The sequence below is a fragment of the Streptomyces sp. HSW2009 genome (assembly GCF_040240285.1).
GTDB lineage: Bacteria > Actinomycetota > Actinomycetes > Streptomycetales > Streptomycetaceae > Streptomyces.
In genome coordinates, this window is the sequence record NZ_JBEHZD010000019.1 from 1 (window position 1) to 20,156 (window position 20,156).

Annotated in this window: 14 protein-coding genes and 1 pseudogene; 8 read left to right on the forward strand and 7 right to left on the reverse strand. The window is 71.8% G+C overall.

Annotation, left to right across the window (positions count from 1 at the left end):
- Positions 1 to 95 precede the first annotated feature (95 nt).
- Positions 96 to 3,938, reverse strand: a complete 3,843-nt coding sequence (locus tag AAHZ94_RS02725; RefSeq protein ID WP_349990206.1) for a multifunctional oxoglutarate decarboxylase/oxoglutarate dehydrogenase thiamine pyrophosphate-binding subunit/dihydrolipoyllysine-residue succinyltransferase subunit — start codon at positions 3,936 to 3,938, stop codon at positions 96 to 98.
- A gap of 239 nt (positions 3,939 to 4,177) precedes the next feature.
- Positions 4,178 to 5,575 carry a sensor histidine kinase gene (locus tag AAHZ94_RS02730; protein ID WP_349990207.1) on the reverse strand — a complete coding sequence of 466 codons (1,398 nt, stop codon included), beginning with the start codon at positions 5,573 to 5,575 and terminating at the stop codon, positions 4,178 to 4,180.
- A 911-nt stretch (positions 5,576 to 6,486) separates the two neighbouring features.
- Between AAHZ94_RS02730 and AAHZ94_RS02735 the strand changes: the two genes are divergently transcribed.
- Positions 6,487 to 6,666 carry a hypothetical protein gene (locus AAHZ94_RS02735; protein ID WP_349990208.1) on the forward strand — a complete coding sequence of 60 codons (180 nt, stop codon included), beginning with the start codon at positions 6,487 to 6,489 and terminating at the stop codon, positions 6,664 to 6,666.
- A gap of 262 nt (positions 6,667 to 6,928) precedes the next feature.
- Here the strand turns inward: AAHZ94_RS02735 and AAHZ94_RS02740 are convergent, their stop codons facing one another.
- From AAHZ94_RS02740 to AAHZ94_RS02750, 3 genes and pseudogenes are all read right to left on the reverse strand, one after another.
- Positions 6,929 to 7,678 (reverse strand): response regulator transcription factor, encoded by a 750-nt coding sequence (locus tag AAHZ94_RS02740; protein WP_349990209.1) that lies wholly within the window; start codon positions 7,676 to 7,678, stop codon positions 6,929 to 6,931.
- 108 nt (positions 7,679 to 7,786) lie between these two features.
- Positions 7,787 to 8,455: a spermidine synthase gene (locus tag AAHZ94_RS02745; protein ID WP_502964567.1), complete on the reverse strand. Its 669-nt coding sequence runs from the start codon at positions 8,453 to 8,455 to the stop codon at positions 7,787 to 7,789.
- Positions 8,456 to 9,014: 559 nt separating this feature from the next.
- Positions 9,015 to 9,230: pseudogene (locus tag AAHZ94_RS02750) on the reverse strand (spermidine synthase); the annotation flags it as partial.
- 630 nt (positions 9,231 to 9,860) lie between these two features.
- Between AAHZ94_RS02750 and AAHZ94_RS02755 the strand changes: the two are divergent.
- The 7 genes from AAHZ94_RS02755 to AAHZ94_RS02785 all read left to right on the forward strand — a co-directional run bounded on the left by AAHZ94_RS02755 (position 9,861) and on the right by AAHZ94_RS02785 (position 18,796).
- The gene (locus AAHZ94_RS02755; protein ID WP_349990211.1) at positions 9,861 to 10,667 is read left to right on the forward strand and encodes a rhomboid-like protein; all 807 of its coding nucleotides are present in this window, start codon (positions 9,861 to 9,863) and stop codon (positions 10,665 to 10,667) included.
- Between the two features lie 448 nt (positions 10,668 to 11,115).
- Positions 11,116 to 11,910 (forward strand): cupin domain-containing protein, encoded by a 795-nt coding sequence (locus tag AAHZ94_RS02760; protein ID WP_349990212.1) that lies wholly within the window; start codon positions 11,116 to 11,118, stop codon positions 11,908 to 11,910.
- 68 nt (positions 11,911 to 11,978) lie between these two features.
- The gene (locus tag AAHZ94_RS02765; protein ID WP_349990213.1) at positions 11,979 to 12,545 is read left to right on the forward strand and encodes a DJ-1/PfpI family protein; all 567 of its coding nucleotides are present in this window, start codon (positions 11,979 to 11,981) and stop codon (positions 12,543 to 12,545) included.
- Positions 12,545 to 13,315, forward strand: a complete 771-nt coding sequence (locus AAHZ94_RS02770; protein ID WP_349990214.1) for an HAD family hydrolase — start codon at positions 12,545 to 12,547, stop codon at positions 13,313 to 13,315. Before AAHZ94_RS02765 ends, AAHZ94_RS02770 begins: the two co-directional genes overlap by 1 nt.
- A 567-nt stretch (positions 13,316 to 13,882) precedes the next feature.
- Entirely contained in the window at positions 13,883 to 15,364 is a 1,482-nt protein-coding gene (locus AAHZ94_RS02775; RefSeq protein ID WP_349990215.1) for an MFS transporter, read from the forward strand.
- 1,161 nt (positions 15,365 to 16,525) lie between these two features.
- Positions 16,526 to 18,004: a glucose-6-phosphate dehydrogenase gene (gene zwf / locus AAHZ94_RS02780; protein WP_349990228.1), complete on the forward strand. Its 1,479-nt coding sequence runs from the start codon at positions 16,526 to 16,528 to the stop codon at positions 18,002 to 18,004.
- Between the two features lie 117 nt (positions 18,005 to 18,121).
- On the forward strand, positions 18,122 to 18,796 hold the full coding sequence (locus AAHZ94_RS02785; protein WP_349990216.1) for a type 1 glutamine amidotransferase domain-containing protein: 675 nt from the start codon (positions 18,122 to 18,124) through the stop codon (positions 18,794 to 18,796).
- 88 nt (positions 18,797 to 18,884) lie between these two features.
- Here the strand turns inward: AAHZ94_RS02785 and AAHZ94_RS02790 are convergent, their stop codons facing one another.
- Complete coding sequence (locus tag AAHZ94_RS02790) at positions 18,885 to 19,172, reverse strand: putative quinol monooxygenase (RefSeq protein ID WP_349990217.1); 288 nt, start codon at positions 19,170 to 19,172, stop codon at positions 18,885 to 18,887.
- A 103-nt stretch (positions 19,173 to 19,275) separates the two neighbouring features.
- The gene (locus AAHZ94_RS02795; protein ID WP_349990218.1) at positions 19,276 to 20,046 is read right to left on the reverse strand and encodes a type 1 glutamine amidotransferase domain-containing protein; all 771 of its coding nucleotides are present in this window, start codon (positions 20,044 to 20,046) and stop codon (positions 19,276 to 19,278) included.
- Positions 20,047 to 20,156 lie beyond the last annotated feature (110 nt).

Below are 20,156 nucleotides of genomic sequence, written 5' to 3' on the forward strand. Positions count from 1 at the left end.
GGGGGGGGGCGGGGGGGCCTGGGGGGGGGGGGGCGGGGGGGGGGGGGGGGGGGGGGGGGGGGGGGCCGGGGGGGCGCGGCCCCCACACCGCGACCTCAGATGTCGAACACCTCGTTGACCAGCGCCTGCTGCTCCGCCTGGTGCCGCTTGTTGGAGCCGACGGCCGGGGACGAGGAGTGCGGGCGGGAGACCCGGCGCAGTCGCTCGGCCGGCGGCAGGTCGGCGCCGACGCCCAGGTCCAGGTGGTCGATCAGGTTCAGCGCGATGAACGGCCACGCACCCTGGTTGCCCGGCTCCTCCTGCGCCCACACGTACTGCTGGACGCCCGGGTACTTGGCCATCTCCGCCTGGAGCTCCTTGCCCGGCAGCGGGTACAGCCGCTCGATGCGGACCAGCGCGGTGTCGTTGGCACCCCGCTTGTCCCGCTCGGCGACCAGGTCGTAGTAGACCTTGCCGGAGCAGAAGACGACCTTGCGCACGCCCGCCGCGTTCGCCTCGGCGCCCGGGTCGCCGATCACCCGGCGGAAGCCGCCGGTGGTGAACTCCTCCGTCTTGGAGGCCGCGGCCTTCAGCCGGAGCAGCATCTTCGGGGTGAAGATGATCAGCGGCTTGTGGTGCGGGTTGTGCACCTGCCAGCGCAGCAGGTGGAAGTAGTTCGACGGCAGCGTCGGCATCGCGACGGTCATGTTGTTCTGCGCGCACAGTTGCAGGAACCGCTCGGGGCGGGCCGACGAGTGGTCCGGGCCCTGGCCCTCGTAGCCGTGCGGCAGCAGCAGCGTGACGCCGGAGGTCTGGCTCCACTTCTGCTCGGAGGAGGAGATGAACTCGTCCACGACGGTCTGCGCGCCGTTGACGAAGTCACCGAACTGCGCCTCCCACATGACCAGCGACTCCGGCCGGGCCAGCGAGTAGCCGTACTCGAAGCCCATCGCCGCGTACTCGCTCAGCAGCGAGTCGTAGACGTTGTACCGGGCCTGCTCGTCGGTCAGGTAGAGCAGCGGGGTGTAGTCCTCGCCGGTCTCCCGGTCGACCAGCACCGCGTGCCGCTGGCCGAAGGTGCCGCGCCGGGAGTCCTGGCCGGCGAGCCGGACCGGGGTGCCCTCCATCAGCAGCGAACCGATGGCCAGGGTCTCGCCCATGCCCCAGTCGATCGTGTCGTCGTCGATCATCGCCATCCGGCGCTGCAACTGGGGCAGCAGCCGCGGGTGCACGGTGACCCGCTCGGGGATGTTGACCTGCGACTCGGCGATCCGCTTGACGACCTCCTGGGAGATCGCGGTCTCCACGTGCACCGGGAACTCGGCCTGCGGCTGGGGGACCTCCGCCGGGGCCGGCGCCGACGTGGCGTCCCGCACCTCGGTGAAGACCTTCTCCAACTGCCCCTGGAAGTCCTGGAGCGCCTGCTCGGCCTCCTCCAGCGTGATGTCGCCCCGGCCGATCAGCGACTCGGTGTACAGCTTGCGCACCGAGCGCTTCTTGTCGATCAGGTCGTACATCAGCGGCTGGGTGAAACCGGGGTTGTCGGTCTCGTTGTGGCCGCGGCGGCGGTAGCAGATGAGGTCGATGACCACGTCCTTGTTGAACGCCTGGCGGAACTCGAAGGCCAGCCGCGCGACGCGGACCACGGCCTCCGGGTCGTCACCGTTCACGTGGAAGATCGGCGCCTCGATCATGCGCGCCACGTCGGTGGCGTACATCGAGGAGCGGGACGCGGCCGGGGCGGCGGTGAAGCCGACCTGGTTGTTGATGACGATGTGCACCGTGCCACCGGTGCGGTAGCCGCGGAGCTGCGACATGTTCAGCGTCTCGGCGACGACGCCCTGGCCCGCGAAGGCCGCGTCGCCGTGCAGCGCCACCGGCAGCACGGTGAAGTCCGTGCCGCCCTTGCCGATGATGTCCTGCTTGGCCCGCGCCACACCCTCGACGATCGGGTCGACCGCCTCCAGGTGCGAGGGGTTGGCGGCCAGCGAGACCTGGATCTGCTCGCCGTCCAGACCGGTGAAGGTGCCCTCGGCGCCCAGGTGGTACTTCACGTCGCCGGAGCCGTGCATCGACTTCGGGTCGAGGTTGCCCTCGAACTCACGGAAGATCTGCGCGTACGACTTGCCGACGATGTTGGCCAGCACGTTCAGCCGGCCACGGTGGGCCATGCCGATGACGACCTCGTCCAGCCGCGACTCGGCGGCCGAGTCGATCACCGCGTCGAGCAGCGGAATGACCGATTCGCCACCTTCGAGCGAGAACCGCTTCTGACCGACGTACTTGGTCTGGAGGAAGGTCTCAAACGCCTCGGCCGCGTTCAGCCGGCGCAGGATGCGGAGTTGCTCCTCGCGCTCCGGCTTGGAGTGCGGGCGCTCCACCCGGTCCTGGATCCACTTGCGCTGCTTCGGGTCCTGGATGTGCATGAACTCGATGCCGGTGGTGCGGCAGTACGAGTCGCGCAGCACGCCCAGGATGTCGCGCAGCTTCATCTTCGCCTTGCCGGCGAAACCGCCGACCGCGAACGAGCGCTCCAGGTCCCACAGGGTGAGCCCGTGCTCGGTGATGTCCAGGTCGGGGTGCTTGCGCTGGCGGTACTCCAGCGGGTCCGTGTCGGCCATCACGTGGCCGCGCACCCGGTAGGAGTGGATCAGCTCGAAGACCCGGGCGGCCTTGGTGACATCGTCGTCGTGCGAGGCGTCGATGTCCCGCATCCAACGGATCGGCTCGTACGGGATGCGCAGCGACTTGAAGACGTCGTCGAAGAACTCGTTCTCGCCCAGCAGGAGCTGGTGCAGCACGCGCAGGAACTCGCCGGAGGCCGCGCCCTGGATCACCCGGTGGTCATAGGTGCTGGTCAGCGTCATGACCTTGGCGATGCCCAGCCGGTTCAGGGTGTCCTGCGAGGTGCCCTGGAACTCCGCCGGGTAGTCCATCGCGCCGACGCCGAGGATCAGGCCCTGCCCGGGCATCAGCCGCGGCACCGAGTGCACGGTGCCGATGCCGCCGGGGTTGGTCAGCGACGCGGTGACCCCGGTGAAGTCGTCCATCGTCAGCTTGTTGTCCCGGGCCCGGCGGACGATGTCCTCGTACGCCTGCCAGAACTCGAAGAAGCTGAGCGTCTCGGCCTTCTTGATCGCCGCGACGACGAGCTGCCGGTCACCGTTGGGCTTCACCAGGTCGATGGCGAGACCGAGGTTGACGTGCTCCGGCTTGACCAGCGTCGGCTTGCCGTCCTTCTCCGTGAAGGAGTAGTTCATCGACGGCATGGCCTTCAGCGCCTGCACCATGGCGTAGCCGATGAGGTGCGTGAAGGACACCTTGCCGCCGCGGGCGCGCTTGAGGTGGTTGTTGATGACGATGCGGTTGTCGAACAGCAGCTTCACCGGCACCGCGCGCACGGACGTGGCCGTGGGCAGGTCCCGGGAGGCGTTCATGTTCTTCGCCACCGCGGCCGACGGGCCGCGCAGCGTCACCAGCTCGGGGCCTGCGCTCGGCTCGGCGGGCTGCGCCGTGGGCTTGGGCGCGGGCCGGTCGGCGGGCGTGGCCTTGACCGGCGCCGGCTTGGCGGGCGCGGGCTGTGCCGCCTTGGCGGGGGCCGGCTGCGGGGGGGCTGCCGCGGCGGGGGCCGGCTTGGCGGCGGGCTGCGCGGGGGCCTGGGCACCCGCGGCCGGCTGCGGCGCGGCCGGAGCGGAAGCGTTCGAAGCGGCCCCTGCTCCCGGGCCCGGCGGAGCGGCTACACCCCCCGCCGAGGCTGGGGCCGACGCCCCGTCCTTGCCCGGCTTGTAGTCGGCGAAGAAGTCCCACCAGGCTCGGTCGACCGAGTTCGGGTCCTGGAGGTACTGCTGGTAGATCTCGTCGACGAGCCACTCATTGGGTCCGAACTCGGCGGGCGGGGTCTTCCCCGGCCCGTCCTGGTCGGTCGAGATGCTCGAAGTGTTGGGGGACTGTGGCGACACGGCGGCAACCGCCCTCTTCCGCTTCCTAAGGTGGTGGACAGCGGAAATAAAGGCTACGCCTGTTGGGACGTTTGGTGCAGGCCGCACGGGCTATGCGTCGCGTACATCACATTGATCGACGGGTTTCAGGGCATGAACTGGCGGGAAACACACCAGGTTCCCCCTGTCTCACCCGTATCAGGCAAGGCCGCACCGCGCCCGCACTCCGCTGAATGCGCGCTTCCGTCACCGACCATACGTCAACGGGTCTCCCGGACGTTGCCTGGAAGGGTGACCTGGATGCGGCACCCACGGGGTGATTCGGCCACCCCGATCCGACCGCCGTGCAGGTCCACGGCCCAGCGTGCGATGGCCAGGCCGAGGCCGGTGCCGCCGTCGCTGCCGGGGCCCTTGTGATCAGGCCCACCCCGGTTGAACCGCTCGAAGACCCGGTGCCACTCGGCCTGCGGAATGCCGGGCCCCTCGTCCTGCACTTCGAGCAGCAGGCTCTGCGGCGACTCGCCACACCGGGCCCGCACCGTCACCCGGCCGTGCCGCGGGCTGTGCTTGACCGCGTTGTCGATCAGGTTGGCCACGACTTGGTGCAGCCGTTCCGCGTCGGCGGTGGCGGTGAGGTCGGACGGGGACACGTCCAGGTGGAGGTGGACGTCGCCGCGGGCATGGGCGCCGGCCGAGCCGGGGCTCGCGCCGCTGGCCATGCTGGCCTCCTTGAGGATTCCGGCCAGATACGGCCACACCTCGAAGCGCTGGGTGCGCAGCGGCACCACCCCGTTGTCCAACCGGGAGAGGTCGAGCAACTGCTCCACCAGCCGGCCGAGCCGCTGGGTCTGCTTCAGCGCCGTCCGCATCGTCTCCGGGTCGGCGTCCGACACCCCGTCCACGACGTTCTCCAGCACCGCGCGCAGCGCCGTAATCGGCGTACGCAATTCGTGGGAGACGTTGGCGACCAATTCCTTACGGTGCGTGTCCACCGCTTCCAGGTCGGCCGCCATCCGGTTGAAGGACGCGGCCAGCGCGCCGAACTCGTCCCGCCGCCCGGCCGCCCCCACCCGGCGGGTGTAGTCGCCGTTGGCCATTGCCTGGGTGACTTCCGTCATTTCGTACAGCGGGGCCGTCAGGCCGTGCGCGACGAACTGCGTCACCAGCAGCGAGGCGATGATCGAGAAGATCGTGATGATGCGCAGTTCGGTCTCCGAACGCACCGCCACGAACACCAACAGTGTGGTGATGATCACTGAGACGATCACCAGGGCGCCGAGCGCGGCCTTCACCGAGCGGTACGGGTCGAGCGGGCGCAGCGCTTCCCACAGCCAGCTCAGCGCCGCCTCGCCGCGCTCCCGCAGCCGGGCCCGCACGCCGCCGCGCCCCGGCAGCCCGCTGGACCCCGGGGCCTTGCCGTGTCCGGTACGGGGCCTGGCCGGGCCGTGGCCCCTGTTGTGGCCTGGGTGCCGGGGGTGGCCCGGGGCGCGGCCGGGGCTCCTGGGGTGGCTGGTGGTGCGGCCGGGGCCCTTGCTCTGGCCGCTGCCACTGCCGCGGCCGGTGTGCGCGGTGCGGCCCGCGCCCCGGCCGGTGTGCGTGCTCCCGGTCGTTCCCGGGTCCGTGCCCTCGCCCATGACCTGGCCCTTACGTTCGCTCATCGCCCGCTCTGCTTCCGTGTCCACCCGGTGCCCACTCCTCCGTCCACTCTTCCGCGCACCCCTCTGCCCGTTTTCTCTCTTTTCCTTCTTTTCTTTCGCCTGTTGCTCCGCGCCAGCGCCTGTTGCTCCGCTCCGGCCGCCGGTGTTGCTTCTGCTTCTCCCCCTGCGGCTTCTCCCCCCACGGCCGGTGGCCTGGGGCCGGTGGCTCCCGGTCCCGCGGGCCGGGCCTGCTCGGACCGGTTCTGGCTGGTTCCGGCTGGTTCCCGGCCGGCTTCGGTCGGGCCCGGTTGGCCTCGGTCGGCTCCGGCTGGCTTCGCTGGGCCCGGCGGGCCGTGTCGTGCAACGTTCCTGCACGGCGGGGGCGGGGCTGGATTCGGGTTCGGTTCGGGGGCGGGTTCGGGGCCGGTGTCGCGCTGCGCGTCGCTCCTCGCTGCTTCCTACAGGGTCCGTACCGCTTTGTGTACCGCTCGCGCTCCCCGGTACGCAGGCGTTCTGGGTTTGCGTGGGGCCTTTCGCCGTTCGGTACGGGAAGTGCGTGCGGAGTGTGTCCAGGGCGCTGCGTTGTGTAGCGCTGGGGGTGGGGCGGGGGAGCGGTTGCGGGAGGGGCGGGCTCGGGGATGGTCCGGGCCCGGGCGGTCTGGTTGGGGTGAGCGAAGACGTTGGGGCACGGCTGGGCGCGAACCTACGGCTGGGCGCTGGGGCGATGCGTAACAGAGCCACCCGAAACGGTGCGCCACGGCGATGTGGCGGCGCGGGCCGGGTGGCGGTCGGTGGTGGGGGTGAGGCTGCTGTCGTCTGCTGCGGGCGGCGGGTTCGGCGCGGGTTCGGCGGACCGGGGTGGGGCTGAGTGCGTGGGCTGGGGTTCGCGTTGGCTGGCCAGGGGCGGTCGTGCGAGGTCAGCCGTGCGGGGAGTGCGGGGGCTTCGGGTGTGGTGGGGCCGGCGCGTCGGCGGTCCGGTGCTGGTGGCTGCTGATGCTGATGCTGGTGCGGTGGCGGGGCTCGGGGCGTACGGCTCCGTGGGGCCGGTGGGGCGGGCGGCGCTGGCTGCACTGGTAGGGCTGGCCCGACTGGTGGCCCGCTGGGTGGACTGACGGGGCTGGCGGCGCTGGGTGGACTGACAGGGCTGGCGGCCCGCTGACCGGGTTGGCGGGTGGCCGTGTTGGTGGCGGGTTTGTGCGGAGCGGGGCCTGGCGCGTTGGTGCTCGGAGCGGGGTCCGGCGCGTTGGTGGTCAGTGCGGCGCTCGGTGGGGGAGCCGCACGCTGCCGTACGCGTACCGGCTGGTCACGGGCCCGCGCCGGCGACCCGGGCGGGGGCCCGGAGCGGGCGGCCGGTGGGCGGCCCGGCCGCGCCGTTCACGCGGCCGGCGTCTCCAGCGCGTACCCGACCCCGTGCACCGTACGGATGCGCTCCGCGCCGATCTTGCGCCGCAGTGCCTTGATGTGGCTGTCCACGGTGCGGGTGCCCGATGCGTCCGCCCAGTCCCAGACCTCGGCCAGCAGTTGCTCCCGCGACAGCACCGCGCGCGGGGTGTTCGCCAGGCAGACCAGCAGGTCGAACTCGGTGGGCGTCAGATGCACGTCCGCGCCCCGCACCCGCACCCGCCGCTGCGCGTGGTCGATCTCCAACTCGCCGAGCCGCAGAATTCCGGTACGGGGCGTGTGCGCCGCGAGCGCCGCGCGCTCCACCCGGCGCAGCAACACATGGACGCGCGCGGCCAGTTCGCGCATGGAGAACGGCTTGGTCATGTAGTCGTCGGCGCCGACGCCGAGGCCCACCAGCATGTCGGTCTCGTCGTCGCGCGCGGTGAGCATCAGGACCGGAACCGGCCGCTGCGCCTGCACGCGCCGGCACACCTCAAGCCCGTCGAACCCCGGCAGCATCACATCGAGCACCAGCAGATCGGGCTGCCACGCCTCGGCCGTGTCCACCGCCGCCGGACCGTCCCCGGCCGTACGCACCTGAAACCCCTCGGCGCGCAGCCGAGCCGCTATGGCGTCGACGATCGTCGGATCGTCCTCGACGACGAGCACCCGGCGCTGCGCCCCATTGGCCCCGTTGGCGGCTCCCGCCGCGCCACCGAGGCCGTTGTGTGTCTGCTCCATCTGCCCGCCCCTGCGTTGTCCCTTGCCTGGCGCATCGGGGTTGGTCATCCCCGGCCACCCAGGCGGCATTCGCTGGCAAGCAGCGTAAACGCAGTGTGCGCGGCTCGGCTACGCACCGCGAATCGCGAGGTGGACGACGTCGGGGACGCCTCGGGCAACGGCGATCTCTTCCGTCCGTACGGACGTGAAACCGGCATTCCGCAACGCCTCCTCGAACGCCGGCGACGGCTGCGCGGACCAGATGGCCAGCACCCCGCCGGGGCGGAGCCGCGCCCGGCACGCGGCGAGTCCCGCGGGAGAGTACAGACCGCCGTTGTCCTCGGTCACGGTCCAGTCCGGCCCGTTGTCGATATCAAGACAGAGCGCGTCGTACTGTTCCGGCCGCTCGGCCTGCCCTGCTTGTTCGGGTTGTTCCGGCTGTTCTGGATGTTCCGCGCCTTCGGGGCTGCCGCTCGGGCCGGGGGAGCGCGGGGCGTCGGGGGAGTTCGGCGTCTGCGGGGAGCGCGGGGTGTTCCGGGGTGGCTCGTGCCCGTCCGCGGGGGAACCCGCCGTGGTCGACTTGCCCGCTGCTGAACCGCGCAAATAAGCCACCAGGTCCGTACGGAGGATCTCGGTCCGCGGGTCGGCGACGGCCGATGCCGTCAACGCGCCGAGCGGCCCGTGCAGATGCCAGTCGATCACGGCCTGCTCGCGCTCGGCGACCACGATCCGGCCCCACCGGTCGTCCGCCACCGCCTCCAGCAGGGAGAACCCGACGCCCAGTCCGCCGATCAACACCGTCGGCCGGCCGCTCGATCCGCCCGACGCGCGACGCTCCCCGGCGGCGGCCCCGGCATCCGTGCCCGTGTTGTCCGCCCCGTCCCGGCCCCCCGCGACCCGCTCGGTTTCGGCCGTCCGTACTCCGGCGTCGATCGCCTCGCCATCGCGCGCGCCCCCCCGCGCGTCGAGCGCGGGTAGTGGGGGCGCCCGCGGGGGGTGGCGATCGGCCTGGTGGGCCGGGGGGCGGGGGGGGGCCCGCCCCCGGCGGGGGGGGGCCGGCCGGCCCGGCCCCCCCCCCCCCCCCCCCCTCGACCGGTCGTACGGGGCCGACCGGGGCGGGTTCCGAAGCGGCGAGGTCCACGGTGCTCGGGGTCGTAGCGCGGGTGTCTGCGGGGTGGGCGTCCGCGGCGTGGGCGTTCGAGGGGGCAGCGTCCGCGGTGCTGGCGTCCGAGGTGGTGGGGTACGGCGCGGTGGTGTCCGAGACGGTGGTGCCGGGGCCGGGGCCGGTTCCGGAGGCGTCGGCATCGGCATCGGCCCCGGCGCACGGCGCCGCGGTCTCGGTGGGCGCGGCGGTGGTGAGTGCGGTCAGTGCGGCGCGGATCAACTGCCGCTCCGAGCGCCCGTCGGAGGTGTCCATCAGGAAGCAGCCGTTGGCGATGATCTCCCACACGGCTCCCGTGCCCTGCCCGCGCCGCCGCAGGGCGACCTCCCCGTACGGGCCTTCCCGGCGGTCGACGGTCACCGGCCGACCCTCGATGTCGTACGGCGCGGACTCGTACGGCGCGGCGGACATGGTGCTGGCCTCCGGAGGGGTGCGGCGGGGAGATGGGCGGGGGAACCGGGCCATTTTCGCCACAGCGGGCCGGGTCGGTCCAACGAGATGGGGGGAGGAGGCCGGCGGGCCGGTGGGTGGCGGGCAGCCGGCCGCGGTTCCCCGCGCGATGCCGGCTAGGTCACACACGGTTGCCTATAGTGACGATGATCACATTCTCTTCCTGGGGCCTGCGCCCTCCGGATGGCGGAGGGTGGAGCCGTGCGGCTCCCCGCCGCGTGCTCTGCGAAAGGGGCGAGGGTGACCCGGTCGGATGCGGCCACCGAAGCCGTGGACGGTCCGACACCCGAGGCCGACCCCACCCCGGCGGCGACCCCGCCGCGCTGCGCCGCCCCGTACCCCTTCGCACTCCTTTCCCGCGGCGTCCCCCGCGAGCTTCCCCGCGTCGTCCGGAAGCGCGCCGGTGGCCCGGTCGGAGCGGCCCCCGGCGCCCGCCCGCCCCGGCGCGGCGCCGCGTCCCGCCCCGCACTGCTCCGTACGACCGGGGGCGGATCGGGGCGAGACCGGGCGCAGGCGCGGACACCGCACCACACCGCGGCATCGCGGGCCTTGGGGTCGGAGGCGCCCGGAGCGGGGGCGGGATCGGGAGTCGTGGGAGTCGGAGCAGGAGCCGGCTGGGGCGTCGTCCGTCGACTCGCCGGCGTCCGGTGGCGCGACCGGCTGGCCGTCACCGTGCCGACGCCCGTCCGCACCCCCTTCACGTTCTGCTACGCCATCGTCCTCATCGCCACCGGCCTGTTCGTGGCCTTCGGCGACCCGGGAGCGGTGAACGGGGCGCTGGAGCAGTCAAGTTCGGACGCCTCCAACCTGCGGCACCGGCCGGTGCTCGCCCTGCTGACCAGCGGTGTGTGGGTCGCGGGCGGGCTCATGTCGCCCTCCATCGTGCTGTTTCTCCTCGTACTCACCGCCCTCGAACGGCGGGTGGGCGCCTGGCGTACGGCCGGTGTGTTCGCGCTGGGCCACGTGCTGGCCACGCTGCTCACCGAACTGCCGGTCGCGGCGTCGGTCGCCTCCGGATACCTGCCGCCCAGTTCGCTCGACCGGCTCGACTACGGGATCAGCTACGGCCTGATGGCGAGCGTGGGCGCGCTGGCCGGGCTGCTCAGTCGCGGCGTTCGATGGGCGCTGCTGGGTGCCGTGGGGTCGATGCTCACGCTGGACCTGATCGAACTCGCCGACCCGCTCACCAACTGGGGCCATGTGCTCGCCCTGCTCATCGGTCTGGCCTGCTGGCCACCGCTGCGCAGCCGGGCGGCCCGCGGCCAAGCAGCGGCAGCAGCGCCGCGTGCCCAGGCGGACGCCCCGAGCGCTGGGGCAGGTGCCCCGGGCGCCGAGGTGGACGGTCCGCGCGCCGGTACGGACGGCCCGGGTGTCTCGGGTGCCCCGGGCGCATCCTGAACCCGCGCTCCGACGGCGGTCCCACCGCGAACTGTTGATCGGCCCCGTTCCGAGGGAGGGTGCCGGGTTCCGCGGGAAGCGGACCAGACGGCCACGCGAGCCCGCCCCCGAGTGACGGCCGCACATGGCCGCCCGCCCCCGAGTGACGGCCGCACATGGCACTGACGCCGCCCCTGATGCGCCCCTGATCCGGCGGCTGCCCGCCCTCTCAACCGGAGCTTCGCCGGGAGCGCCACGGTCCGCGCCCTGATCCACCCGCGTCCGTGATCAGACCCCCCAAGAGAGTGGTACGGCTTTAAATCGAACCCGATGTGGAATTCCATTTGGGGAGCGTTTATTCCCGGTCAAAATTTTCTTATTTGAGCGATCAGTCAGGCACCTGCTTCTCTGTAGTCACGCCGGTTCGACCGGTGTGAAATCGCAAGTTCGAAATACTCATGGGGGAAGAATGACCGTCACGCAGGAGGGCCCGGTCGGCACCACGACCGTGACCGCCGTACCCAGTCACCATCCGGTCCGGGTCGATCCCGGAAGGGCCGACATCGCCAAGCTGCACCGACTGCTCCGCGACGGAGCGCGTGCCCTGAACGAACAGTTCGACGACGACGCCCACCTGAATGACGTCATTCCGAAGCCGTGGGGATACGAGTACCGCGCCTTCGTCGACGACTTCTTCGACCTGTGGTCGCTGCACATCGAGCCCGGCGCCGGCACCTCCGTGCACGTGCACCCGCGCAAGCTCACCTATCTGCTCTGCCTCGGTGGCGAGGGCGTGACCACGGGCCTCGGCCGGGCCGACATCCCGGTCAGTGAAGGCACCGTCCTGCGCATCGGCGCCGGCGCCTTCCACGGCACCCGCAACACCGGTGACCAGCCCCTTGAGCTCATCGAGGTCGAGGTCCCGCGGAACAAGTTCGACCTGATCCGGTTGCGGGACGACTACAACCGAGCCGGTACCCCGTACGAGACCACCGCCCTGGAAGAGCCGCAGCACCCGATGCGCAAGGTGCCCGCATTCCTCAACACGAAGATGCGGGCCGCGACGCCCGACGGTCGCTTCCGCTTTGCGCTGCGTACCGGCATGGACATCTTCTACCGGCCCAGCGGGGACGACATCTTCTACATTCCCCTGCACATTTCCGGGGTCATCGCACGGGACGTGGAGATCCTCACCGGAAACCCTCAGGACAACCGTCGGCCGCAGACCGACAAGCAGTACTTCTGCATCAGCAAGAACGCCTGAAAGCCGCCCTGAAGGTAATTCAAAAGACACCTCAAAGACATCTCACAGAAAAGAAGAGAGGCACCACCATGCCCCGCAACGCGGTCATCATCACCGGCCCCGGCTTTCAGGACCACGACGTCGTCTTCACCTACTACCGGCTGCTCGAAGAGGGCTGGCACGTCGACGTCGCGACCAAGAACGGCGACGCCGTCACCGGCAAGTACGGCATCCCGCTGCCCATGGACAAGACGGCCCGCCCGCTGATCCCCTTCGAGGAACTCGCGGTCGAGTCGTACGACGTCGTCATCCTCACCGGCGGCCACGAGGCCCCGGACCGCGTCCGGCAGGACCGGCTCGTACTGGACTTCGTCGCCGGCATGGACCGGGCCGGCAAGGTCGTCGCCGGCCTGTGCCACGGTCCCTGGATCATGGTCTCCGCCGGCGTCCTCAAGGGCCGCCGGGCCTGTGCCTACATCGGCCTGCGCGACGACGTCATCAACGCCGGCGCCGACGTCGTCGACAGCGACGTCATCGTCGACGGCAACATCATCACCTGCTCCTACTACGGCTACATGGGCGCCTTCATGCACGCCGTCTTCGAGACCGCCGCGCAGCTCGCCGCAGAGGCCACCGCCGAACAGCAGGCCGCCTGATGACGGCCCGCACCGCGGCCGACCCCTCGGTGCTCGCACTCGACTTCGACGGCGTCATCTGCGACGCCCTGGAGGAATGCGCGCTGGTGAGCTGGCTGGGCATGCACCCGCACGACACCTCGGTTCCCGGTCCTGACCAACTTGCCGCCGTACCCGAAGAGTTCGTGACCCGCTTCCGCAGGGTGCGCGACTACAGCAGGCTGCTCGACCACTTCGTCGTCGCGCACCTGCCGCAGGCGTCGGCGATCGTCTCGCAGGCCGACTTCGACCGGCTCTTCGCCTCCCTGGACCCGGCCACCGTGCGGACGTTCACACAGGCCGCCACCGCGGCCCGTGACCACTTCCGCACCGAAGAGGCCGATTTCTGGCTCGAACTGCACACGATCTACCCCGGTATGGACGCCCTGCTGCGCCGCTTCAACGGCTCGGCCGTCGTCGTCACCGCCAAGGACGCCGATTCCGTACGGGCCATCCTGGCCCGGCACGGGCTCGGGGACACCGTCGCCGAGGTCTTCGGCGAGACCGGCGCCAAGGCCGAGGCCGTCCAGGACGTCAGCGCCCGCTGGGGCGTCCCGGTCGAACGCATCACGTTCATCGACGACAACCTCACCAACGCGGTCCGGGTGGCCGCCACCGGAGCCCGCTCCCGCTGGGCCCAGTGGGGCTACCAGACCCCGGAGCACCGGGCCGAGGCCGAGCGCCTCGCCCTGACGCCGCTGCACCTCGACGAGGTGGCGGCACTGGTACCGGCCGCGCCCGCCGCGGCATAGGGAGCCCCGGCCCACCGCGCGGCCCGGGACGCCTCCTCGGCGCCCCGGGCCCCTCGGTGCTGCCCGAAACCGCGCACCGACCCACCCTCACCGGAGCTGACGTCCATGACCACGCTCGACCCACTGACCACACCCCCGCCCAAACCCGACGCTCCCGTTGCCCCGACTGCCCCGACTGCCCCGACGGACCCGTCTGGTTCGACTGGATCGACTGGCCCTGTTGGCTCTGCGGGCCCGGTTGGCTCCGCTGCGCCCGCCAGCTCTGCCGCTTCTGTTGGTCCTGTAGGCACCGTCGGCTCCACAGGACCCGCTGCTCCCGCCGGCCTTGCCGTTCCTACCGGCCCTGCCGCTCCTGCCGGTTCCGGAACTCCGACCGGCTCCACCGTTCCCGCCACCTCTCCCGCCCCCACCGCCCCGCTCGCCCCTCCCGGTCGCGCCCCTGCCGATCGTGCCGCCGCGGGCGCCGCTACCGCTGCCGCCGTTCATGCGGCGCCTCTTGCCGATCCCACTCCTCCTGCTGGTCCCGCTGGTCCTACCGGCTCGCGTACGGGCTTCGTCGCCCAACTCGTGTTGCTGGCCGTGCTGGCGGCGGCGATCCCGGCGCAGTTGTACCTCGCAATCCCGCTGGCGGACCCGGTCGGCGACTTCTACGACGTCGGCCCGGACGCCGCCGCCTGGACGGGCAGCGCCTTCTCCCTCACGTACGCGCTCGGCTTCCTGCTCTTCGGACCGCTGTCCGACCGGTACGGCCGTCGCCCGGTACTGGTCGCCGGCGCGCTGGCACTGGCCGCGGCCTCCGCCTTGGTCCCCCTCGCCCCCTCGTACGGCTGGTTCCTCGCACTGCGCGCGCTCCAGGGGCTCGCCGCCGCCACGTTCGCGCCCGTCGCGCTCGCCTATGTCGCCGAACGCGCCCCCGCAGCGCGCCGACCGCTCGCCCTGTCGGTGCTCACCACCGGGCTGCTCGGCGCCGGGCTCGCCGGCCAGGCGTTCGGTCAGGCCGTGGCCGGTCAGGGCGCCTGGCGCGCCGCCTTCTGGCCGGCCGCGATCGTCTATCTGGTGGCGGCCCCACTTTTGCAGCGGCTGCTGAGCGTTGACCCGGTGGGCTCGGTAGCTCCAGTAGCTCCAGTAGCACCAGTAGCACCGGCAGCCCCGGTGGGCGGGACCGCGTCCGCGGGCTCGGAGGCTCAGGTGGTCCAGGTAACTCCAAAGGCCCCGGCGGGTCGGGTTGGCGGGTCTGCTCGTTCCGGTGGGGCTGGCGGGTCTCGTGGATCCGCTCGGCCCGGTGGGCCTGATCAGCCCCGTGGAGGCGAAGGGGCTGGTGCGTCTGCTCGTCCTGTGGGGTCTGATGGGCCTCACGGACCTGACCGGCTTGGCAAGCCTGATCGGTCTGGCGAGCCTGGCGGACCAGGCGAATTTGGCAGGTCTGCCCAGGCGCCCCCGGCCGTCCCGGCCGCCTCGGCAGGCGGCGTCGGCAGCGTGCTCCGCACTATGGGCCGGCTGCTGCGGACACCCGCCGTGCTCGCGGTGTTCTGCGCCGCGCCTGCCGTCTTCGGCAGCTTCGTCGCCCTGTACGCGGTGCTCGGCGACCACCTCACCGCGGAACACGGCTACTCCAGCGCCGAGCTGCTCGGCGTACAGGCCGTCGGAGCGCTCGGGCTCCTCGCGGCCCCGTTGGTGAGCCGGTACGCGGGCGCCCGCGGCCCCCGCTTCCTGTCCGTCACCGGATACCTGACCGCGCTCGGCGGCCTGCTCCTCGCCCAGGTCACGGCGGCCCCCGCGGTGCTGGTCGCCGGCAGCGTGGTCTTCGTCGCCGGGATCGGCCTCGTGGTGCCCGGTCTGGTGGGGCTGTTGCACCACCTCGTACCGCACGCCAGGGGAGCGGCCGTCTCCTGCAACACGGCCGTACTCTTCCTCGGCGCATCGCTCGGCCAGAACCTCGCCGCCGCCGGCTCGTACCACGCGGTCGGCACCGTACTGGCCGTCGCACTCCTCGCCGCAGCGGTCGCGGTTGCAGCAACGGACCGGCTCGCCACCCGCGGTGGAACCTGACGCCGCCCCTCCCACGTCCTGCACCTGCCCGCTCGCACGACAGCCGCGCCCCCACGGACCGCCGCGCCCCGCGCGCGCCCGTGCGCACCCGCGTGGTGGTCCGGCTGATCGCGACCCGCCGCCCCGTCCACGCACGCACGCCCTCGTCGCCCCACCCTTACATCGCCGCGCGAACACCCCCGTCATCCGATCCTTGGACGACGCCCCCCGCTCCACCCCCTTGGAGGCACTCCCATGAGCCCCTACCGGCTCTTCGCTGGTCCCGCCACTGCCACCGCCGATACGACCCCTGCCAACACCGTTGCCGCTGCTGCTGGTTCGCCGGCCGCCACTCACCAGAGGGCACCGGGCCCTATCCGCCAGGCGTCGGCGCTCGCGCCGCGTACACGCGTCACGCACGGCTCCGCCAACGGATGCGCAGCCCCCCTCACGCCCGGCCACGCCATACCGGAGCCCGGCAGCACGTCGCCCGCAACCAACGGCGAACACCGCACCCCGCGCAACGACCGCCCGACCCACAACACAACTCCAACTCAGGCACCGGCACAGACTCCGTCCCCGACTCGGACCCTGACTCCGTCGCGCGTACGGGCGTCGACTTCGACTGCCGCTCCTCCGACCCGGGCCACCGCCCCAGCCCAGGCCCTGGCACCGGCCAAAACTCCGGCCCAAGCCCTGGCGCAGGCTGCGTCCCCGACTTCGGCCCCGGCCCAGACACCAGATCAAGCCCTGAACCCGGCCGCGGCCCCAACCCGGGCCCCGGCCTTGGCTCTGACCGCGCCCCCGGCCCCAACACTGGCCGCGATCCCGCCCACCGCGGCGGGCCCGTCCCACTCGACTCACGTCGCAGTGACTCCCCGCCGGGCCCGCGCCACCAGCACCACACACGACACCTAGCAGGAACCTCGCACGCCCGCCTCCGGCCGCCCCGCTGACCAGGGCATCGGATGGCTGCGGGCCGCACCGTACGAACCACGGAGGCTGACACCCATGCCGACATCCCTGCCGACACCGCTGTCGACCGCGCCGGCTCCCGACCGCCGGCGCCCACCCGACCCGAGCGCTCAACGCCGGAGCCCGGACACTCCAGGTCCCGCAGAGCAGAGCCTCGAAGGTCCGAATCTCGAAGGTCCGGGCCCCGGCGGCGCCGGCGACGGGCGTATGGGCGACCGGCACACGGGCCGCGCCGGACCGTCGGCCCTCGTCCTCTTCGGTGCGACGGGCGACCTGTCCCGCCGCAAGTTGCTGCCCGCCCTGTACGACCTGACCCAACGGGAGCTGCTGCCACCCGGCTTCCCCGTGATCGGCTTCGCCCGGGACGGCGGCACGGAGTTCGAGCGCCTCGCGCGGGAGGCGGTGCGCGCCCACGCACGTACCCCGTTCCGCGAGCAGGTGTGGGCACGGTTCGCCGAGGGGCTGCGGTTCGTGGCGGGCGAGTTCGGCGACGACACGGCGTTCGAGCTGCTGCGCAAGGAACTCGACGCACTGCCGACGACCGGTGGCAACGCGGCCTTCTACCTGTCCGTGCCGCCCCGGCTCTTCCCACTGGTAGTAAGGAAGTTGGCCCGACATGGACTGACCGTGCAACAGGGCCAGACATGGCGGCGGGCCGTGGTCGAGAAGCCCTTCGGGCACGATCTCGCCTCGGCACGGGAGCTGGAGGCCGTACTCGACGGGGCGTTCGCGCCGGAACAGGTCTTCCGCGTCGACCACTACCTGGGCAAGGAGACCGTCCAGAACCTGCTGGCCTTCCGGTTCGCCAACGCCCTCTTCGAGCCGGTCTGGAACCGTTCGTACGTCGACCACGTGCAGATCACCATGGCCGAAAGCATCGGCATCGGCGACCGCGCCGGCTACTACGACGGCGTCGGTGCCGCCCGCGACGTGCTCCAGAACCACCTGCTCCAACTGCTCGCCCTGACCGCCATGGACGAACCCGCCGCCTTCAGCGCCGATGCCATCGCGGCCGAAAAGGCGAAGGTGCTGCGCGCCGTACGGCTGCCCCAGGACCTGGCCCGCGCCGCGGTGCGTGGCCAGTACGCGCCGGGCGCGGTCGACGGCCGCCCCGTGCCGGGCTTCTGCGGGGAGGCGGGCATCGCCCCCGGCTCCCGCACCGACACCTACGCGGCCGTGCGCCTGGAGGTCGACAGCCGACGGTGGGCGGGCGTGCCGTTCTACCTCCGCACCGGGAAGCGGCTGGCCCGGCAGGTCACGGAGATCGCGGTCGCCTTCCAGGACGTGCCGCGCTCGCCCTTCACGGCCACCGCCACCCGGCGGCTCGGCCCGAACACGGTGGTCTTCCGAGTCCAGCCGGACGAGGGCGTTTCCGTACGGCTCGGCTCCAAGGTCCCGGGCAGCTCGATGGAGATCCGGGACGTGACCATGGACTTCGCGTACGGGTCGAGCTTCACCGAGTCGAGCCCGGCGGCCTACGAACGGCTGCTCCTCGACGTACTGCGCGGCGACGCCCTGCTGTTCCCCCGCGCGGAGGAGGTCGCCCTGTCGTGGGGCGTCCTCGACCCGGTCGAACGCCATTGGGCGGAATCCGGCGCGCCCGAGCCGTACCCGGCTGGGAGTTGGGGGCCTGCGGCGGCCGACGCACTGCTCGCCAGGGACGGTCGACGCTGGCGGCGCCCCTGAGCCCGTCCCGCCGCCCGCCCGTCCGCCCTCGATGCACAGACCACATCCCCAGACCGGCCAGCCGCACACCAGACAACCGCAATCCAGCCAGGCAACCAGAAAGCAGGGAGCACCGGCATGTCCACCGTCCTGTTCGTCCTCACCAGCCACGGAGAACTCGGCACCAGCGGAAAGCCGACCGGATTCCACCTGGGCGAGACCGTCGAGCCCTGGCGGATCTTGCGCGAGGCAGGTCACGCCGTGGAGTTCGCCTCGATACGGGGCGGCTGGCCGCCCATGATCGGCCACGACCCGGCGGACGCCACCCACGCGGCGTTCCTCGTGGACCCGGGCGGCGGCGGTCTGGTCCACACCGCCCCCCGCCCCGATGAGGTCGACCCGACCACCTACCGGGGCGTGTACTTCGTCGGCGGCCACGGCACCATGTGGGACTTCACCGGCCACCCGGCGCTGCACCGGATCATCCGCACGGTGTACGGCAGCGGCGGTGTGCTCGCCGCGCTCTGCCACGGCCCGGCGGCCCTGGTGGGGGTGCGGCTCGACGGCGGGCGGCTGCTGCTCGACGGACAGGCCGTCACCTCGTTCTCCCACGAGGGCGAGATCGCGCGTGGGCTCGAATCCGTCGTGCCCTTCTCCCTCCAGAAGGCGCTGGAGGGAGACGGCGCCATCTACTCCTGCGCCCCGGACCGGCAGCCGCATATCGTGGTCAGCGGACGGCTGGTGACGGGCCAGAACCCGCAGTCCGCCGCTGGTCTCGCCCACCACGTGGTGGAGTTGCTGGCCGCATCCTGAGGCCGGGCCCAGCCGCACCCGGTCCGGTCCCTCACCCCTGGCGGGCGAGGGACCGGACCGCCTGGGGCCGTGCCCGGTCGGGCCCGCCTCAGAGTGCGGTGCAGACGGTGACGTCCCGCTCGTCGAGCAGCGGGACCACCTGGCCGAGTACCAACGTCCGGAAGTGCGCTGACTCCCGGTGCGCGGCGAGCGCCGCCTCGTCTGCGTACCCCTCGAACAGCACGAACGCCCGCTGGTCCTCCCGTGCTCGCACGGCCCGGTACTCCAAACAGCCCGGCTCGGCCCGACTGGCCGCCACGATCTGGGACAACAGACTCGCCACCCGCTCGTCCTCGCCGTCCTTGGCGCGCCAACGCGCCACCACATATATCGCCATGGAATTTCCTCCGATTCTTTTCGGCCGTGCGGACGGTGAAAAGAATTCGCCGCCATGTTGCTCCATTTACGCAGCCTAGCCGCGAAATTCTCCAAGTGGCTCATCAGGAAATCAATTCCTGTGATGCCCGACGCCTTTCGGTCCATGCGGGAGCCCGCCGGGACCAGCCTTCAGGTAGGGATTCCCCGGTGGCCAGGTACATGGCGTGCGCCGCGACCGCGACGACCGAGGCGGGATTCTGACCGGTGATGAGCCGACCGTCGACGACCACATGGCTACGGAACGGCTCCCCCGCCTCGTACCGGGCGCCGCGCTCAGTCAGCGCCTCATCGAGGAAGTACGGGACGACGCCGTCGAGCCCCACGGCGCGCTCCTCGGCCTGGGTGAAGGCGGTGACGGATCGTCCTTCGACGAACGGGCGCCCGTCCGGCCTGAGGACCGGCAACAGGGCGCCGACGCCGTGGCAGATGGCCGCTAGTACTCCGCCCGAGGCCGCGAACTCGGTGAGGAACCGGGCGAGATGCGCGTCCTCGGGCAGGTCGACGATGGCGCCATGGCCACCCGCTACGAACACGACACCGAAGTCGGCGGGATCGAGCTCGTCCGGTGTCACGGTCTGCGCCAGCCGATCCCGGACGAGCGGGTCCTCCAGGAACATCCGCTGCGGTGGATCGGAACGGTCCACTCCGCCCATGGGTGGGGTGGAGGCGCGCGGGGCGGTGAAGGCGTAGTCCCAGCCCGCGGTGGCGAGGGCCAGCCACGGATAGGCGGCCTCCGGCAGCCAGAACCCCGCCGGGCGACCGCCTGGCAGCCGTTCGACGCTCGTGAGGACGATAAGTCCCCGACTTTGCGTGGGCGCTTGTGCAGGCATCATTGCCTCACTTTCCCCTCGGGTTCCGATCCATTGAAGCATGCAAGCGATTTATTGCCCCTCATAAATGGCTCTATGAGGGGGATGCGGTTGATTATTTGAAGCGGGTCATC

What these genes read in the sequence shown, in the direction of transcription:
- AAHZ94_RS02730 (WP_349990207.1), bottom strand. Translation starts at nt 5,575, where the DNA reads ATGAGCGAACGTAAGGGCCAGGTCATGGGCGAGGGCACGGACCCGGGA.
- AAHZ94_RS02740 (WP_349990209.1), bottom strand. Translation starts at nt 7,678, where the DNA reads ATGGAGCAGACACACAACGGCCTCGGTGGCGCGGCGGGAGCCGCCAAC.
- AAHZ94_RS02760 (WP_349990212.1), top strand. Translation starts at nt 11,116, where the DNA reads ATGACCGTCACGCAGGAGGGCCCGGTCGGCACCACGACCGTGACCGCC.
- AAHZ94_RS02765 (WP_349990213.1), top strand. Translation starts at nt 11,979, where the DNA reads ATGCCCCGCAACGCGGTCATCATCACCGGCCCCGGCTTTCAGGACCAC.
- AAHZ94_RS02770 (WP_349990214.1), top strand. Translation starts at nt 12,545, where the DNA reads ATGACGGCCCGCACCGCGGCCGACCCCTCGGTGCTCGCACTCGACTTC.
- zwf (WP_349990228.1), top strand. Translation starts at nt 16,526, where the DNA reads ATGGGCGACCGGCACACGGGCCGCGCCGGACCGTCGGCCCTCGTCCTC.
- AAHZ94_RS02785 (WP_349990216.1), top strand. Translation starts at nt 18,122, where the DNA reads ATGTCCACCGTCCTGTTCGTCCTCACCAGCCACGGAGAACTCGGCACC.
- AAHZ94_RS02790 (WP_349990217.1), bottom strand. Translation starts at nt 19,172, where the DNA reads ATGGCGATATATGTGGTGGCGCGTTGGCGCGCCAAGGACGGCGAGGAC.
- AAHZ94_RS02795 (WP_349990218.1), bottom strand. Translation starts at nt 20,046, where the DNA reads ATGATGCCTGCACAAGCGCCCACGCAAAGTCGGGGACTTATCGTCCTC.